Annotated in this window: 14 protein-coding genes; 7 read left to right on the top strand and 7 right to left on the bottom strand. The window is 63.6% G+C overall.

Annotated elements, in window-relative coordinates; genetic code table 11:
• Positions 1 to 51 precede the first annotated feature (51 nt).
• Positions 52 to 639: a LemA family protein gene (locus OUZ45_RS10350; protein ID WP_266170078.1), complete on the bottom strand. Its 588-nt coding sequence runs from the start codon at positions 637 to 639 to the stop codon at positions 52 to 54.
• Between the two features lie 55 nt (positions 640 to 694).
• Between OUZ45_RS10350 and OUZ45_RS10345 the strand changes: the two genes are divergently transcribed.
• The gene (locus tag OUZ45_RS10345) at positions 695 to 2,020 is read left to right on the top strand and encodes a serine hydrolase domain-containing protein (protein ID WP_266169961.1); all 1,326 of its coding nucleotides are present in this window, start codon (positions 695 to 697) and stop codon (positions 2,018 to 2,020) included.
• Between the two features lie 104 nt (positions 2,021 to 2,124).
• On the opposite strand, the gene OUZ45_RS10340 is transcribed toward OUZ45_RS10345, so the two are convergent.
• From OUZ45_RS10340 to gcvT, 4 genes are all read right to left on the bottom strand, one after another.
• Positions 2,125 to 3,162: an energy transducer TonB gene (locus tag OUZ45_RS10340; protein ID WP_266169959.1), complete on the bottom strand. Its 1,038-nt coding sequence runs from the start codon at positions 3,160 to 3,162 to the stop codon at positions 2,125 to 2,127.
• Between the two features lie 343 nt (positions 3,163 to 3,505).
• Positions 3,506 to 4,048: a met regulon transcriptional regulator MetJ gene (gene metJ, locus OUZ45_RS20785; protein WP_345781258.1), complete on the bottom strand. Its 543-nt coding sequence runs from the start codon at positions 4,046 to 4,048 to the stop codon at positions 3,506 to 3,508.
• 676 nt (positions 4,049 to 4,724) lie between these two features.
• The gene (gene gcvH / locus OUZ45_RS10330; RefSeq protein WP_266169958.1) at positions 4,725 to 5,120 is read right to left on the bottom strand and encodes a glycine cleavage system protein GcvH; all 396 of its coding nucleotides are present in this window, start codon (positions 5,118 to 5,120) and stop codon (positions 4,725 to 4,727) included.
• Positions 5,121 to 5,204: 84 nt separating this feature from the next.
• On the bottom strand, positions 5,205 to 6,305 hold the full coding sequence (gene gcvT, locus OUZ45_RS10325; protein WP_266169957.1) for a glycine cleavage system aminomethyltransferase GcvT: 1,101 nt from the start codon (positions 6,303 to 6,305) through the stop codon (positions 5,205 to 5,207).
• A 178-nt stretch (positions 6,306 to 6,483) separates the two neighbouring features.
• On the opposite strand from gcvT, the gene OUZ45_RS10320 reads away from it, so the two are divergent.
• From OUZ45_RS10320 to OUZ45_RS10305, 4 genes are read left to right on the top strand one after another with little or no spacing between them, the layout of a single operon-like run.
• The gene (locus OUZ45_RS10320; RefSeq protein ID WP_266169956.1) at positions 6,484 to 7,629 is read left to right on the top strand and encodes an ABC transporter permease; all 1,146 of its coding nucleotides are present in this window, start codon (positions 6,484 to 6,486) and stop codon (positions 7,627 to 7,629) included.
• Positions 7,626 to 8,453 carry an ABC transporter ATP-binding protein gene (locus OUZ45_RS10315; protein ID WP_266169955.1) on the top strand — a complete coding sequence of 276 codons (828 nt, stop codon included), beginning with the start codon at positions 7,626 to 7,628 and terminating at the stop codon, positions 8,451 to 8,453. The genes OUZ45_RS10320 and OUZ45_RS10315 overlap by 4 nt, the downstream gene beginning before the upstream one ends.
• Before the next feature lies 1 nt (position 8,454).
• Positions 8,455 to 9,393, top strand: coding sequence for an MlaD family protein (locus tag OUZ45_RS10310; RefSeq protein ID WP_266169954.1), 939 nt, complete (start codon positions 8,455 to 8,457; stop codon positions 9,391 to 9,393).
• Complete coding sequence (locus OUZ45_RS10305) at positions 9,390 to 10,037, top strand: ABC-type transport auxiliary lipoprotein family protein (protein WP_266169953.1); 648 nt, start codon at positions 9,390 to 9,392, stop codon at positions 10,035 to 10,037. Before OUZ45_RS10310 ends, OUZ45_RS10305 begins: the two co-directional genes overlap by 4 nt.
• Here the strand turns inward: OUZ45_RS10305 and OUZ45_RS10300 are convergent, their stop codons facing one another.
• Positions 10,038 to 10,670: an alpha-ketoglutarate-dependent dioxygenase AlkB family protein gene (locus tag OUZ45_RS10300; RefSeq protein WP_425601682.1), complete on the bottom strand. Its 633-nt coding sequence runs from the start codon at positions 10,668 to 10,670 to the stop codon at positions 10,038 to 10,040.
• A 5-nt stretch (positions 10,671 to 10,675) separates the two neighbouring features.
• Positions 10,676 to 12,073 (bottom strand): amidase, encoded by a 1,398-nt coding sequence (locus OUZ45_RS10295; RefSeq protein ID WP_266169952.1) that lies wholly within the window; start codon positions 12,071 to 12,073, stop codon positions 10,676 to 10,678.
• Positions 12,074 to 12,277: 204 nt separating this feature from the next.
• Here OUZ45_RS10295 and OUZ45_RS10290 point away from each other — a divergent pair, with 204 nt between their 5' ends.
• Entirely contained in the window at positions 12,278 to 13,879 is a 1,602-nt protein-coding gene (locus OUZ45_RS10290) for an electron transfer flavoprotein-ubiquinone oxidoreductase (RefSeq protein ID WP_266169951.1), read from the top strand.
• Between the two features lie 117 nt (positions 13,880 to 13,996).
• Entirely contained in the window at positions 13,997 to 15,988 is a 1,992-nt protein-coding gene (locus OUZ45_RS10285; RefSeq protein ID WP_266169949.1) for a glycosyltransferase, read from the top strand.
• The last annotated feature ends 4 nt before the right edge of the window (positions 15,989 to 15,992 follow it).

Here is a 15,992-nt window from a genome sequence, read left to right as displayed (position 1 = left end):
CCGCGCTTCCCCCAAGAAAGCCGCCGCGGCCGGAGCCGCGACGGATGGCGATCAGGCGAAGGAAACCTTCGGGGCCGCGCGCACCGCCGGATCCTCGATCTGCAGCGGCTCGGCGGGCGAGAAGGCGAACTGGTTGGAAATCACCGAGTTCGGAAACACCTCGCGGCGGTTGTTATAGGTCATCACGGCGTCGTTATAGGCCTGGCGGGCAAAGGCGACACGGTTCTCGGTCGAACTCAGCGCCTCCGAGAGCTGCGCCATGGTCTGGTTGGCCTTGAGGTCGGGATAGGCCTCGCTGAGCGCGAACAAGCGGCCCAGACTTTGTGTTAATGCATTCTCGGCGCCGGACAGCTGCTGCATCGCAGCGGCGTCGCCGGGGTTGGCCTTGGCGCCTGCGAGCCCGCTGACTGCAACATTGCGCGCCTGCACCACCGCTTCCAGGGTTCCACGCTCATGGGCGAGGTAAGCCTTGGCGGTTTCCACCAGGTTGGGGATCAGATCATGTCGACGGGTGAGCTGTACATCGATCTGCGCGAAGGCGTTCTTATAGCCGTTACGCGCGGTCACCAGTCCGTTGTAGAGCGACACGAAGTACACGACAATCAGGACGATTGTCACAAGAACAATCAACAAGCCCATCGCCATTCCCCCTTGTTTCGTGGCGCGTTTCGCGCCAATACCACGCCAGAGTAGCATGCAGTTTCGCAAGATTTTCCTGTTGATCGCCAGTGCGCTTGGCCTGACTAGCGGCCCGCTGCTCGCCTCTCCCGCCGCTCCTGCGCAGGTCGCTATGCAGAGCGCTAATGCGGCGCCTCAGCACTTGCCGCCGGAACAGGTCAAGGCCGCCCTGGCCGCCTACCAGCAATGGCTTGAACGACTCGAACAGCGCCATGCTGTAGCCGGCCTTGCGACCGCCGTAGTGATCGACGACAAGGTGGTCTACGAGCACACCTTCGGCTACGCCAACGCGACGACGCAGGAGCCCATCACGCCAGAGACGGTGTTCCGCCTGGCCTCGCTGTCCAAGGCCTTCGCCACGGCGTTGACCGGTGTGCTCGTCAATGATGGCAAGTTGAGCTGGGACACCAAGCTGGCCGACGTGCTGCCCTTCTTCAAGCTCAAGGATGCGCAGGCGGCAGAGAAAGCCACGGTACGCGACATCCTGGGGCAGCGCCTGGGTCTGCCGCGCAATACCTACGACAACATGCTCGAAGGTGATGTCTCCTACGAGGAGCTGGTGCGCAAGCTCGACGAGGTCGACATGACCTGCGCCGTGGGCCAGTGCTACGGCTACCAGAACGTCGCCTTCAGCATGATCGGCGACGTGATCTACGCCATGACAGGCGATTTCTTCTACCGCCAGGTGGACAAACGCATCTTCTTGCCGCTGGGCATGAAAACTGCCAGTTATGGGCGCGAAGCGCTGGAGTCGAGCCCGAGCTGGGCGCGGCCGCATCACCCGGCTGGCCCCGGCGGCTGGCGTCCGTTCGAACCGAAAGAGGCTTACTACCGCGTCGCACCGGCAGCCGGTGTCAACGCGAGCCTGCGCGACATGGAGCAATGGCTGATCGCGCAGATGGGCGGTCGTCCGGACGTCCTTCCAACGGCCCTACTCGACGTGCTGCACACACCGGAGGTGGCAACGCCAGTGGAATTGCGCGCGACACCCTGGCGCCGCGAAAGGGTCAGCGACGCTCATTACGCGTTGGGTTGGCGCGTCTTCCAGTACGGCGGGGAAACCTTGGTGTTCCACGCCGGCGCCGTGGAAGGCTATCGCACCATGATCGGCTTCTTTCCCAAGTACCACACTGGCGTGGTGACCATGTGGAACTCGGCCGGGGCCATGCCTTCGGGCCTGATGCCAATGGTGTTCGACAGCATGCTGGGCCTCGAGCACGTCGATTGGGCCGGCGTGGAAAGCGATGCACCGCCAGCCGGCACGGCCAAGGCCACGTCAGGCAAGGGCAAGGCGCGACGCGGCACCAAGGCCGCCTCCGGCAAGCGCGGGCATCGAAACTAAGAGCTTGTTTTCATCGTCCGCATAGACCGATGACAAAGAAAGAGGCGCTGCATGTTCCCATGCGCGCCTCTTGTCCTTCATCCCTTCGGCAGCCTGCCGTCAAGTCACAACTTGAACTCGATGCGCTGGCTCTTGCTCGATGCCACCGGCGAGCCACCTTGCATCGCCGGCTGATACTTCCAGCGGGTCACTGCGTCGATCGCCGCTCGGTCGAATACGTGACGCGGCTGGGCGTCGAGCACCTTCACGTCGTTGACGCTGCCGTCCGCGGTGATAGTGAAGGCCAGTTCCACCCAACCTTCCTGGTTGGCACGCATGGCGGCCGTCGGGTAACGCGGTGCGGCGTTCTTGACCAGCACGGCAGCATGCGTACCGGTGCCGCCGGCATCACCGCTCGTCGCGGCCGCCGCGGTGTTCGCGCTCGCCTGCGGGCGAGCGGACTCGGAAGCCTGCTGTTGCTGCGCCAGACGCGCTTGTTGCGCCTGGCGCTGCTCGGCAGCCGCCTGCTGGGCCTTCTGTTCCGACGCCTTGTCGGCCTCCGCCTTGTCCGCGGCTGCTTTCTGGGCGACCAACTGCTGCTTTTCTTTGTCGGCAGCAAGCTGCTGCTCGCGATCCAACAGCTTGCGCTGGGCATCCAGCTTGGAGCGCAGGATGGTCAGCGTGTAGTTAGCCGAATCGGCCTTGGCGAGCAGATCGATCTGGCGCTGCGCATCGTTGAAATCGCGCTGGTTGATCGCCTGCTCGGCCGCCGTGGCGGCAAAGGGGAAGGTTTCGCGCAAGGCGTCGGCCGCCACCTGATTGCCCGGCTGCTTCTGCAGCGCCTTCAGGTAGAACTCGAACGCATTGTTGCCGGCCGGAGCGAGCAGGCGTTGCTCGTTCATCGCGCGCCGCGCCTCAGACAACAGCTGATTGACGCTCATCGCTTCCACGTTAGCCGGCGGTGGCGGCGCCTCGCGACCGGAGGCCACCGGCGTCGACGGATGGCCGCCTGCGTCAGTCTGCATCAGGTCCTGATGAGGCTTGATGATGAGGAACCACGCCGCTGCCGCAAGCACAGCAAAGACGATGAGGATGGCAATAACAACGGGCTGAATAGCCCCCCGCGCGTGCCGACGCGCATGACGGATATATCGGGTATCCATGGTCTCTCGCTGAGTGGCATCAGATACCCGCGCTTTTTCCCCCTGTGAATCCAGGAGCGGCAAACCTCCCCAGGCTCGCCGCGGCGCGGATGTGCAAAAGGTAACCGCAATGAAGCATCACGGCAAATCGCGCGTAGCTTCACGGCTTGGCCGCCCGGATTGCGCTAGCCGCCTTCCCCTCGCCCGGCCTCGTCCGGCGGTTGTCGCGGCGAGGCTTTACATTTTTCAAACCCCAGAAACGAAGCGTCCCAGCATAGGCCGGGACGAATCGCTCTTTCGAAGTGCCCTCCCTGCGCTGGGCACCGCAGGGAGAGAAATCGGTACAACCTAGTTGTAGTCGTGCTTACTTCTTGGCGGTCTTGGCTTTTGCGGTCTTGGTGGCCTTGACCACCTTGGCAGCAGCAGCCTTCTTCACGGTGCGCTTCTTGGCGGCCTTCTTGGCAACCTTCTTCACGGCGACCTTCTTTACGGCAGCCTTCTTAGCAGCCGCCGGACGCTTCTTGGCGACAGCCTTCTTGGCGACCTTGCGAACGGCCTTCTTGGCGGCCGGCTTCTTGGCAACCGGCTTCTTCGCGGCGGCCTTCTTCACGGCGGTTTTCTTGACGGCCTTTTTAGCGGCCGGTTTCTTGGTGGCTTTCTTGGCAGTGGCCATAGTTCGTCTCAGCTCCTCATCAGTTGGCAGTGGTTGCCCAGTAAAAGCATGCAGGAACGCCTCAACCAGCAAATCGCTATTGGTGGCGTGCCTAAGATTGTTCACTTGACGACGGGTACGTTCGTCCGACAGGGGCTGCAGAACGTGCAGCGGAATGGAGACCGTAATCTTGCGTACTGCCCCGGCCTTTTCGCCGTGCTCGACATACGGCTTGATGAATTTCGATGATGCCATGACGCCTGTTCCCCGTTATCTGGAGCGAAAGCTATTCCCGAACATTTCAGCTGTCAATTGATTTTAATCATGAAATCAATCCGCCTCACCCATCCCATCCAGCCCGGAAACCCTGTCCCACAAGGCATTCCGGGCCACATGGCTATATTTGATTGGACGTCTATACACCCAAACAAATAAATACCAACAAAAGCAAAATCTGCACAAAACCCGCATAAAACAGGGTTTTTATGAATATCGCTCGATTACGCATGCGCCCGATGAAACAACGCAACTCGTTGGCGCGCAAAGACTTAGCGACACCCCGTTCGGCGGGCTCCCATGGATGAACGAAACTCGACTGAGCGCCGGCACCCTCACCCCACGCGACGACCCGAAAATCGCGCTCAAGACATCCCGACGGGCATCGACGAACACGTCACTCGACGCCTCGACGCTTCGACAATCCGATCCGATTCGCCACGCAGGCGCGTCATCGCATCGGTCATCGCGAACCTGTCAACTCGATCACCATCGATGGGCATGCGCCGCGAGGAGGTCGGGCGTGAATGCGACAAACGCATCGTGATGAAGCCGTGTACGCGATACCGCAGAGGCGATCTGCACCACCTTGCCCCCCGACACACCGACGGCCGCTTTCGCGGCCGTCGGATCATCCACCGTGTGCCGCGAGCGATCAGTGATCTTCGTTCTCGATCACTTCGGCGTAGGCGTCCGCGTCGAGTAGCTCGTTGAGCTCATCACGGTTGCTGATGCGCACCACGAAGATCCAGCCGTCGCCATAGGCGTCCTCGTTGATGGTTTCCGGCTTGTCGGCCAACGCCTCGTTGACCTCGACCACCTCGCCCGACACCGGCGAGTAGATGTCGGAAGCGGCCTTCACCGACTCGACCACCGCCGCGCCGTTGCCGGCTTGCACGCTGGCGCCGATCTCCGGCAGCTCCACGTAGACCAGGTCGCCGAGCGCGCTCTGGGCATGGTCGGAAATACCTACACGCACCAGGCCGTTGTCTTCGACACGGGCCCACTCGTGGGACTTGAGAAACTTCAGATCGCCGGGAATCTCGCTCATGATCGGGTCCAGTCGTTGGGTTCGTCGGGGGTGAAGGCGGCCATTCTAGCCACTTCACCCGAATGGCAAAACTCGTTATTGACGTCAGATGCCTTCGCAGGCTTTACCGTCGCGCACGAAGGGGTACTTCACCAAGCGCACCGGTACTTCGCGGCCGCGGATATCCACCCGCACATCGCCCGGCTCACCGGCCGGGATGCGCGCGAAAGCGACAGCCTTGTTGAGAGTGGGCGCGAAGCTGCCAGAGAGAATCTCACCCTCGCCGTTCGCGGTGAGCACCTTCTGGCCGTGGCGCAGCACGCCCTTTTCGTCCAGCACCAGGCCCACCATCACACGCTTCACGCCATCGGCCTTCTGCGCTTCCAGCACCTTGCGACCAATGAAGTCGCGGCCTTCGTCGAGCGCGATGGTCCAGCCGAGGTTGGCCTCCCATGGCGAGACGGTCTCGTCCATGTCCTGACCGTACAAGTTCATGCCTGCTTCCAGGCGCAACGTGTCGCGCGCCCCCAGGCCTGCCGGCGCCACGCCGGCAGCGGCGAGCGCTTCCCACAGTGCCACGGTGTGCTCTTCCGGCACGATGATCTCGAAGCCGTCCTCACCGGTGTAACCGGTGCGCGCGATGAACAGCGGCATGCCATGCGGCCCCTGGGCAGCCGCCGCGGCGAACTTGCCGAGCTTGCGAATGCGCTCGCGATCCACTTCGTGCAGCAGCCCCATCACCTTGTCGCGCGCATTCGGACCCTGCACGGCGATCATGGCGAAGTCGGGGCGCTCCTTCACTTCCACGCCGAAGGCCTTGGCTTGCAGCTCGATCCAAGCCAGGTCCTTCTCGCGGGTGGAAGCATTCACCACCAGGCGGAAATGCTGCTCGTCGAAGAAGTACACGATCAGGTCGTCGATCACCCCACCCTGCTCATTGAGCATGCAGGAGTACAGCGCTTTACCCTGCACTTTCAGCTTGTCCACGCTATTGGCCAACAGGTGGCGCAAGAACTCCCGGGCCCGTGTGCCGTGCAGGTCGATCACGGTCATATGCGAGACGTCGAACATGCCGGCGTCGCGACGCACCACATGGTGCTCCTCGATCTGCGAGCCGTAGTTGATCGGCATGTCCCAGCCACCGAAATCGACCATGCGAGCGCCGAGCGCACGATGGGTGGCGTTGAGTACGGTCTTCTCGGTCATCGCTATGCGCCTCGGGGAAAGGCGCATTATCGCCGTCGCACCGGGGCATTCCAAGCTGCCAGGCGTGATGAACCCCTCGCTCAACCCATGCGGAGGCGTATGCGTTCCCTTGCAAGCACCCTCGCGCCGACAGTACGCGTGCCGACAAAACACATCCGTACCCATTAAGATCCCGCCCATGAGTTCATCGACGGCGACTGGAAGCGCACAACTCGATGCCAGCGCGCAGCCTCCTTGCCTGCGCATCGCGGGCGATTGGACACTCGCCCATTACGTTGTACTGGAGCGCAACGTCGATGCGCTAACCACCCCACTCACCGATGCCACCCAGGTGGACCTCGCCGCCCTTGGCGAGCTGGATACCGCGGGCGCTTCACTGCTCGTGCGCCTGCTGGGCGCCAAGCGCATGGCCGACCTCGCACGCGAAGCGCCTGGCCTGCCCGCCGCGCGACGTGCGCTGCTGCAGACCGTGGGCTCGGCGCTGGATGCCTACCGCAAACCAGCACGCAAACCCAAGACGTCTGCCATCACGGAAGTGCTCGCCCGTATTGGCGGAGCGATGGAGAGCGTCTGGCGCCAGCAGCTGCAATTGCTGGGTTTCATCGGCCTCACCCTGGAGGCCCTGGCCCGCAGCCTTCCCCAGCCGCGTCGCTGGCGCATCACTTCGCTGGTATCGCATATCGAACAGACCGGGCTGGACGCCGTACCCATCGTGGCCCTGCTTACCTTCATGGTCGGCGCGGTGGTGGCGTTTCTTGGTTCCACGGTGCTCGCCGATTTCGGCGCCAGCGTCTATACGGTGGACCTGGTCGCGTTCTCCTTTTTGCGCGAGTTCGGCGTGCTGCTCACCGCTATCTTGATGGCTGGCCGTACCGCCAGCGCCTTCACCGCGCAGATCGGCTCGATGAAGGCGAACGAAGAGATCGACGCCATTCGCACGCTGGGCCTGGACCCCGTGGAGCTTCTGGTGCTGCCGCGCGTGCTCGCCCTGCTCGTCTCACTTCCTCTGCTGACCTTTCTCGCCATGATCGCCGGCATCGCCGGCGGCGGCGTGGTCTGCGCGCTGACGCTGGATATTTCACCCGCCATGTTCCTGTCGCTGTTCAAAGCCGACATCGGCGTGCGTCATTTCATCGTCGGCCTGGTCAAGGCGCCAGTGTTTGCCTTCCTCATCGCAGTGATCGGCTGCCTCGAAGGATTCAAGGTCAGCGGCAGTGCGCAGTCGGTGGGCGAACACACCACGTCCAGCGTGGTGCAATCGATCTTCGTGGTGATCCTGCTCGATGCGCTGGCTGCGCTGTTCTTTATGGAGATGAACTGGTGAGCGCCCTTCCCGTCGACAAGCCGGCCGCCGATGTGCCGGCCGCCGAGGCGGTGATCCAGGTACGCGACCTGACCAACCGCTTCGGCAGCCAGGCCGTGCACGAGCATCTGGATCTGGACGTGCGCCGCGGCGAAATCCTGGGCGTGGTCGGCGGCTCGGGCACCGGTAAATCCGTACTGCTTCGCACCATCGTCGGGCTGCGACGCCCCACCTCGGGCCGCGTGCATGTGTTCGGCGAAGATTTGCTGAGCTTGCCGCCGGAGCGTCGATCGAAAGTGGAGCGCCGCTTCGGGGTGCTATTCCAGAACGGCGCGCTGTTTTCCTCGCAGAGCATCGTGGAGAACGTGGCCATGCCGCTGATCGAACACATCCGCCTCAAGCGCGCCGACGCCGAAGGGTTGGCAGGGGTGAAGCTGGCCCTGGCCGGCTTGCCGCAAGGCACGGAACACAAATATCCGTCGGAGCTCTCCGGCGGCATGGTGAAGCGCGCCGCGCTGGCCCGCGCATTGGCGCTCGACCCGGAGATCCTGTTTCTCGACGAGCCCACCGCCGGGCTCGATCCGATCAGCGCGGCGGCCTTCGATCAGTTGATCCTGACCCTGCGCGATGCACTCGGCCTCACTGTGTTCCTGGTCACCCACGACCTGGACACGCTCTACACCACCTGCGACCGAGTCGCGGTGCTGTCACAGAAGAAAGTCCTGGTGTGCGACCGCATCGACGCGGTGGCCGCCACCGACGATCCCTGGGTGCAGTCCTATTTCCACGGCCCACGCGGACGCGCCGCATTACAAGCTGCAGATGCATTGCGAGAGGTGAACTGAGATGGAAACCCGTGCCCATCATGTGTTGATCGGCCTGTTCACGGTGATAGTGGTAGCTGCCGCGTTGCTGTTCGGCCTGTGGCTGGCCAAGTCCAGCTCGGACCGGCAATTCAGCGAATACGACATTGTCTTCAACGAGGCGGTGACCGGCCTCTCTCAAGGCGGTGCCGTGCAGTACAACGGCATCAAGGTCGGCGACGTGACGCAGCTCAAGCTCGACCCGAAGGACCCGCGCCGCGTGCTCGCCCGCATTCGCGTGGGTGCCGACACACCGGTGCGCCAGGACACGCATGCCAAGCTGGCGATGACGGGCGTCACCGGCATGGCCATCATCCAGCTCAGCGGCGGTTCGCCCAGCAGCCCGGCACTGGTGTCGAACGACGGCCGACCGGCGGTGATCGTGGCCGATCCATCACCGCTCAGCCGTTTGCTCGCCAACGGCGAAGATGTGATGACCAATATCAACGACGTAGTCTCCCGCGCCAACCAGCTGCTGTCGGAAGACAATGTCAGCCGCATCAGCCGCACGCTCGATCATCTGGACAAGGCCACCGGCGCTATCGCCGACCAGCGCGACGATATCCGCCAGCTGCTTCACCAACTCGCCGAAGCCGGTAAACAGGCCAACGCCACCCTCGCGCAAACTGAACAACTGGCGCGCAACGCTAACGGCCTCGTCGATGGGCAGGCGCGCGCCACGCTCGATAGCGCGAAGAACGCGATGGCGTCGCTGGAGCGTTCCACCAACGCCATCGATCGCCTGCTCAACGACAACCGCGCCGCGCTCAACGGCGGCATGCAGGGGTTGAGCGAACTCGGCCCAGCCGTGCGCGAACTGCGCGATGCCGCGGGTTCGCTGCGCGGTATTTCACGCAAGCTCGACGATAACCCGGCCGGCTTCCTGCTCGGCCGCGATCGCAGCAAGGAGTTCGTGCCATGAGGATCGCCATCCGCCACCTACCCCGCCTGATCGTGGCGCTATCGCTCGCTTCGCTGGCCGGCTGTTCGGTGCTGCCCAAGGCCGAGTCACCGGACATCTACCGCCTGCCGTCCACGGCGCTTCCCCATGCCGAAGCTGGCGCGGTGAATTGGTCGCTGCGCATCGATACGCCGCAAGCCGACCGCGCCGTCGATAGTGTGCGTATCGCCGTATTGCCACAGGGCGATGTGGTCAGCGTGTACCAAGGCGCGCGCTGGAGCGACCGGGTGCCGACGCTGCTGCGCAATCGCCTTCTGGAAGCGTTCCGCGACGACGGCCGCATCGCCGCATTAAGCAGCGACGACACGAGCCTGCAGGCGGATTACGCACTCAACGGTGACCTGACCGCGTTCCAATCGGAATACCGCAACGGCCAGCCGGTGATCGTGGTGCGCTACAACGCTCGCCTCGTTCGCAACAGTGGTATGCGTATCGTCGCCACGCATCGGTTCGAGATCAGCCAACCGGTGAGCGGCACCGCCGTTCCCCAAGTGGTCGCTGCGTTTGGCCAGGCTAGCGATGCGCTGGCCAACCAGCTGGTGACGTGGACGTTGCAGCAGCGTACCGAGCTTGCTGGCGCGGCCGGTCACAATCCGCCGCCTTGATCAGGCGCCTCGCGGATGTATCCAGCGGAACGTCAGGTTGATCCGCGCCCCTGCGCTCGCCCCTGCCCTGGGCAGATCGTGCTGGTACAGCCGCTGAGTCTCACCAGCCATACACAGCAGGCTGCCGTGCGGCAGGTCGATGCCGAATGCATCGCGTCGTCCACTTCCTGAAGTGCGCAAGCGTAGGCGAAAACGTCGTTCTGCCCCCAAGCTCAACGAGGCAATGACCGGCTGTGGTCCAAGTTCGGGCTCGTTGTCGCTATGCCAGCCCATGGAGTCTTGGCCGCTCCGGTAGAGATTGGCCAGCACGCTGTTAAAGCGCGCGCCGCAGGCCACCTCCACGCGAGACCGGAGAGACGCCAGCGTGGCGCTCCACGGATGCGGCTCGAAACGCGTGCGGGAATAGGTATAGCTGGCATCGGCGTCGCCGATCCAGCAACTCAGCCTCGGCGAATCGACTTCTCGGCCGAAGATCCGGATGCGATGCGTTTCCCAGGCAATCGATTCGAGCAGGTCCGCGAACAGCGCATCCGCCTCCGCCTGATCCAGCCAATGCGGAATCCACCGCAGTTGCGCACCTGGCAAAGGAATGGTTTGCCACACCTTCGACACGTTGTCGCCGAACAGGCCCATGGCGATCAGGCGATGACCGGGTAGCTCGGCTCCGCATCCAGCGTCGCCGCACAGACGGCTGCCAGCTCGAGCAAGCGCAGATCCGAGCCGCGCGCGCCGACCAACTGCAGGCCAATCGGCAAACCGTTCGGCAAGGTGCCCATGGGGATGCTGACCGCAGGACAGCCCGCGAGGCTGGCAAAGCTGGTCAGGTCGGCCTGCGAATCGGGCACCGGACCGTCCAGCGGGAACGCGCCCTGCGGCGTGGTGGGCAGTACGAGGACGTCGACCTGCGCGAACAGGCGACGCATCTTCAGCGTGGCCGCATCCAGCACACGGTCAGCGATGGCGTAATCCGCCGCGCTCTTGGTGGCGGCATAAGAAAGCATCTGGCGGAAGCGCTCGGATACCGGATGGTTGGTATCGGCAAGGTCGTCGGCAAAGGTGCTGAGCATCTCCGCCTCCATCAAGAACAGACCGGCGCGGCGGGTACGCGCGAAATTCCAGTCGGTGAAATCTACGGTGCGACGCTCACCCAGTTCGCGCGGCAGCTTGGCCAGCGCCGCTTCAAACACCCCAACGACAGCAGGCTCCACGCCTACGGCCGCCAGGTCCGGCAACAGGCCGCAGCGCAGGTTGCCAGGCTCCCAGTCCGGCAACGCGAACGCCACACGGCGGCGGCGCGAACGCGCATCGTCGGCGTCGTAACCGGCCAGCACTTGCAGCAGCACGGTGAGATCGTCGACACCTCGGGCCAGCAGACCCACGGCATCCAGCCGCCGCGCCGCCGGCACCAGACCGCGCGCGGAAATCTCGCCGTGGGTCGGCTTGAGCGCATATACGCCGCAATAACTCGCGGGAATCCGGATGGAGCCGAGGCTGTCCGACCCGATCGCCGCCACCGCGAGCCCGGCCGCAACAGCCGCCGCCGCGCCACCCGAGGAACCGCCCGCCGAATAGCCATGACGATGCGGGTTATGGGTAGGACCAAAGTGCGGATTGTTGGTAGCCGCCCCCAGCGCGCCCTCATCCATATTGGTTTTGCCGATCAGCACCGCACCGGAGGCGCGCAACCTCGCTACCGCGTGGGCATCCATCTGCGCCGCCTGCGTGCGGCCCGGCAAACCCGCGCGGGTGGTCCAGCCAGCCACGTCAAAATTGTCCTTGATCGCCACCGGGAGACCGTCCAGCCGCCCGATAACGCCATCGCGGCGCCGATGCTGGGCCGCCTGAGCCTGTTCCTGCAACAGGCCGGAGCTCAGACCCACGAAAGCATTGAGTTGCGGATTCAGGCGATCGATAGCCGCCTGGTAAACATCGGCCAGCGTCTGGGGCTGGACCCGGCCAATCGCCAGCCAGTGAAGCAGCTGGCAAAGCGAGGCGCGGCGCAGGTCGTGGTCGGCAATCGGCGGCAATGGGTTCATGAATACTCCCTTTCAAGCGGGTTCGATTATCGCCGTCAGCGATGAATCGTTTGCAAGCGTTATCGCACCATGCGTTGCCGCATCGGGCCCGAAGCCGGACAATGGCGCGTTGAGTGACCCCAGTCACCCGGTTCCGCCCGCGCAACCACGCACGGCGACACCACCGCCAGCCACTGATTGCCAGCCAAGACTATGGAGCCCGCCATGAGCGAACGCGAAACGATGGAATACGACGTGATCGTCGTCGGCGCGGGCCCGGCTGGCCTGTCGTTCGCGATCCGGCTCAAGCAGCTCAAGCCCGATGTGAGCGTGTGCGTGATCGAGAAAGCCTCGACCATTGGCGCGCAGATCCTGTCCGGCGCAGTGATCGAACCGCAGCCGCTCGACGCCCTGCTCCCCGGCTGGCGCGACAACCCACCACCAGTCTGCGTGCCGGCCACCGAGGACGAGTTCTGGCTGCTCAGCAAAACCGGCAGTCGCAAGCTGCCGGTGCCGCCGGGCATGAAGAACCACGGCAACTTCATCGTCTCGCTCGGCGCCATGTGCGCCTGGCTGGCACCACAGGCCGAAGCGCTGGGCGTGGACGTATTCCCCGGCTTCGCCGCTGCCGACATCGTCTACAACGCTGATGGCTCCGTCGCCGGCGTGCGCATCGGCGATATGGGCGTGGCCAAGGACGGCTCGCACAAGTCCAGCTACACCCAGGGCATCGACATCAAGGCCAAGGTCACCGTGCTGGCCGAAGGCGCCCGCGGCAGCCTGACCAAGCAGCTGATCAAGCGCTTCGCGCTGGACAAAGACAGCGACCCGCAGGGCTACTCCATCGGCATCAAGGAGTTGTGGCAAGTACCAGCCGGCCGCGTGACCCCAGGCAAGATCGTGCACAGCTTTGGCTGGCCGGCGGACAGCCACATCTACGGCGGCAGCTTCCTGTACCACCTCGACAAAGACCGCATCGCACTCGGTTACGTCAGCGGCCTCGACTACAGCGACCCTAATTACCAGCCATGGGAAGCCTTCCAGCAGTGGAAGAACCACCCTTCGGTCAAGGCATTGCTGGAAGGCGGCACCATCCTCTCCGCCGGCGCGCGCGCCATCGTCACCGGCGGCTACCAGTCGCTGCCCAAGGTCGAGATGCCCGGCGCACTGCTGATCGGCGACACCGCCGGCCTGCTCAACGTACCGAAGATCAAGGGCACCCACCAGGCGATCCGCAGCGGCATGCTCGCCGCCGAACACTTGGCCGCCCATGAACTGAACCCCGCCGGCTTCGACGCAAAGCTACGTGGCTCGGAAGTGATGGCCGAGCTCAAGAAGGTGCGCAACATCAAGCCCGCCTTCAAGAAGGGCCTGTGGTTCGGCATGCTCAACGCCGCGTGGGAAACCGTTACCGGCGGCGCTTCGCCGTGGACGCTGAAAAACAAAGCCGACTGGTCCTCACTGCACAAGCTAGGACAGCAGGAAGAGCCTAAGCGTGACTATGTGCAGCGAGAGCTGGCGCCGCGTGATCGCCTGGCTGAGGTTTATTTTGCGGCTACCGAGCATGACGAAGACCAACCGATCCACCTGCATGTTGCCGATACTTCGATCTGCGTGACGAAGTGCGCTGAGGAATACGGCAACCCCTGCACCCGCTTCTGCCCAGCCAATGTCTACGAAATCGTGCAGGATGAAGCAGGCAAGCGTTTGCAGATCAACGCGGCGAACTGCGTGCATTGCAAAACCTGCGACATCAAGGACCCGTACCAGATCATCAACTGGGTGACGCCAGAAGGTGGGTCGGGGCCGAATTATCAGAACTTGTGATGTGAGGACATTGCGCTGTCCGCTCGACTGACCTGGCGCTTTAAACGCCTAAACTATGCGCTGCAGCGTTTCCGCGGCAGCGTCGCGCTGCGCGGCTGGCGTGACACGCTTGCCCGAGTGCGACAGGAATTCGAGCGTCGTCCCACATTCGACGACTCGCTGCACATCGAACCACTCGATGTACCGTTCAAACCGTTCGCGCTGCCCGTCTCGAATCAGCCGCTGGTTTCGGTGATTATCCCCATCCACGGCAAAGTGACGTACACGCTGGCCTGCCTCCGCTCCGTCGCGCAGTACGCGCCGGAAGCTCCGTTCGAAGTCATTGTCATCGACGACGCCTCGCCCGATGACTCGGTCGCACGACTGGCGCATGTCGATGGCCTGCGCTTGCTGCGAAACGAGCGCAATCTTGGTTTCGTCGGCAGCTGCAATGCCGGAGCGGCCACTGCGCGCGGCGAGTTCCTGCTGTTCCTCAACAACGACACGCAGGTCATGCCGAACTGGCTCGATGGCCTACTAGGCTGTTTTGGCGACCGCGACGACTGCGGCATCGCAGGCAGCCGGCTCGTCTATCCCGACGGACGATTGCAGGAAGCGGGTGGCCTCGTGTTCGCCGATGGTAGCTGCTGGACCTCAGGGCGATTTGAACAACGCGATGCGCCCGCATGGCGCTATCGCCGGGAAGTGGATTACGTCAGTGGCGCGTCCCTGATGATCCGCCGCAATGTGTTCGAACAGGTCGGTGGTTTCGACCAGCGCTATGCGCCAGCCTATTACGAGGATACCGACCTAGCCTTCGCCGTGCGACGGCTAGGTCTGAAGGTCTATTACGAGCCTTCCAGCACCATCATCCATTGCGAGGGCATCAGCGCGGGCACCGACTTGCATGTCGGCATAAAGCGCCATCAGGTGACGAATCAGGCGACGTTCGTTACCAAGTGGGAGGACGCCTTATGCGCCCAGCCCCCAGTGGGCACCTCGTTGCTGCGCGCAATGCGCTGGCGTCGCCGGGGCCGCGTTCTCGTTGTCGACAGCATGACGCCCGAACCCACACGCGACTCGGGTTCGCTGCGACTGAGCGCCATTCTCCGACTGCTCGACGAACAGGGTTGGGCCGTGTCGTTTCTTCCGGACGATGGGCGCGCGACCGACGAGGAAATCCGCGCACTCGGTGCACTGGGGACCGAGGTCCTGTGCCGCCCCTGGGTTTCCGACCTGCCGCACTGGCTGAGAGCGCATGGCCACGAGCTCCGCGCCGTTATGCTCTGCCGTCACACTGTCGCTGGCCAATACGTAGCGTTGGCGCGCAAACTGGCACCCAAGGCACGCTTGTTGTTCGACACCGTGGACCTACACTTCCTTCGCGAACGGCGCGCTGCCGAGTTAAGCGGCAGCGCTGCGATGGCTCGTCAGGCACAGGCCTCACGCAATAGCGAACTGGCGCTCATCGCACAATGCGATGTGACCTTAGTAGTGAGTCCGCACGAGCAGGCCCTGCTTGCCGCCGAACTTCCGCATGCAAAGGTCGAGCTGCTGTCGAACATCCATGAGGTGCACGGCTGTCGGCAGCCACACGCGACACGGCGCGACTTCGTCTTCATCGGCGGCTTCGGCCATCCGCCCAATGCTGACGCCGTTCGCTGGATCGCCTCAGATATCCTTCCAGCCCTTCGCCTGCAACTGCCCGACGCGCGCGTGCATGTGCTCGGTGACATGCCTGATGCGGCTCGAGATGAATTCAATACGCCAGGACTGGAACTGCATGGCCGTGTTCCCGATCTTGCTCTTTGGCTGGATGGTGCATTGGCGTCACTCGCGCCACTGCGTTTCGGCGCTGGCGTGAAGGGCAAGATCAACATGGCGATGAGCTATGGCGTGCCCGTGATTGCCACGCCATTGGCGGTTGAGGGCATGCATCTGGAACAGGGCCAGGATGTATTGCTGGCCGACACCGCGGACGGTTTCGCGCATGCCGCGCGCCTGCTCCAACAGGATAGCGATCTGTGGTGCCGCCTTTCGGCCGCATCCATCGACAATGTAAAACGCCACTTTTCCTCGCGCCTCGCCTATCAGGCCCTGGAGCGCGCGCTAGAGCCACCAACCCACTGAGGCG

It is taken from the genome of Dyella subtropica, assembly GCF_026283965.1.
GTDB classification, from domain to species: Bacteria; Pseudomonadota; Gammaproteobacteria; order Xanthomonadales; family Rhodanobacteraceae; genus Dyella_D; species Dyella_D subtropica.
Note: the sequence above shows the minus strand (reverse complement) of the source record. Positions and strands in the feature narration are given on the sequence as shown.

What these genes read in the sequence shown, in the direction of transcription:
- OUZ45_RS10305 (WP_266169953.1), top strand. Translation starts at nt 9,390, where the DNA reads ATGAGGATCGCCATCCGCCACCTACCCCGCCTGATCGTGGCGCTATCG.
- OUZ45_RS10320 (WP_266169956.1), top strand. Translation starts at nt 6,484, where the DNA reads ATGAGTTCATCGACGGCGACTGGAAGCGCACAACTCGATGCCAGCGCG.
- OUZ45_RS10290 (WP_266169951.1), top strand. Translation starts at nt 12,278, where the DNA reads ATGAGCGAACGCGAAACGATGGAATACGACGTGATCGTCGTCGGCGCG.
- gcvT (WP_266169957.1), bottom strand. Translation starts at nt 6,305, where the DNA reads ATGACCGAGAAGACCGTACTCAACGCCACCCATCGTGCGCTCGGCGCT.
- OUZ45_RS10340 (WP_266169959.1), bottom strand. Translation starts at nt 3,162, where the DNA reads ATGGATACCCGATATATCCGTCATGCGCGTCGGCACGCGCGGGGGGCT.
- OUZ45_RS10345 (WP_266169961.1), top strand. Translation starts at nt 695, where the DNA reads ATGCAGTTTCGCAAGATTTTCCTGTTGATCGCCAGTGCGCTTGGCCTG.
- metJ (WP_345781258.1), bottom strand. Translation starts at nt 4,048, where the DNA reads ATGGCATCATCGAAATTCATCAAGCCGTATGTCGAGCACGGCGAAAAG.
- gcvH (WP_266169958.1), bottom strand. Translation starts at nt 5,120, where the DNA reads ATGAGCGAGATTCCCGGCGATCTGAAGTTTCTCAAGTCCCACGAGTGG.
- OUZ45_RS10300 (WP_425601682.1), bottom strand. Translation starts at nt 10,670, where the DNA reads ATGGGCCTGTTCGGCGACAACGTGTCGAAGGTGTGGCAAACCATTCCT.
- OUZ45_RS10310 (WP_266169954.1), top strand. Translation starts at nt 8,455, where the DNA reads ATGGAAACCCGTGCCCATCATGTGTTGATCGGCCTGTTCACGGTGATA.
- OUZ45_RS10295 (WP_266169952.1), bottom strand. Translation starts at nt 12,073, where the DNA reads ATGAACCCATTGCCGCCGATTGCCGACCACGACCTGCGCCGCGCCTCG.
- OUZ45_RS10350 (WP_266170078.1), bottom strand. Translation starts at nt 639, where the DNA reads ATGGGCTTGTTGATTGTTCTTGTGACAATCGTCCTGATTGTCGTGTAC.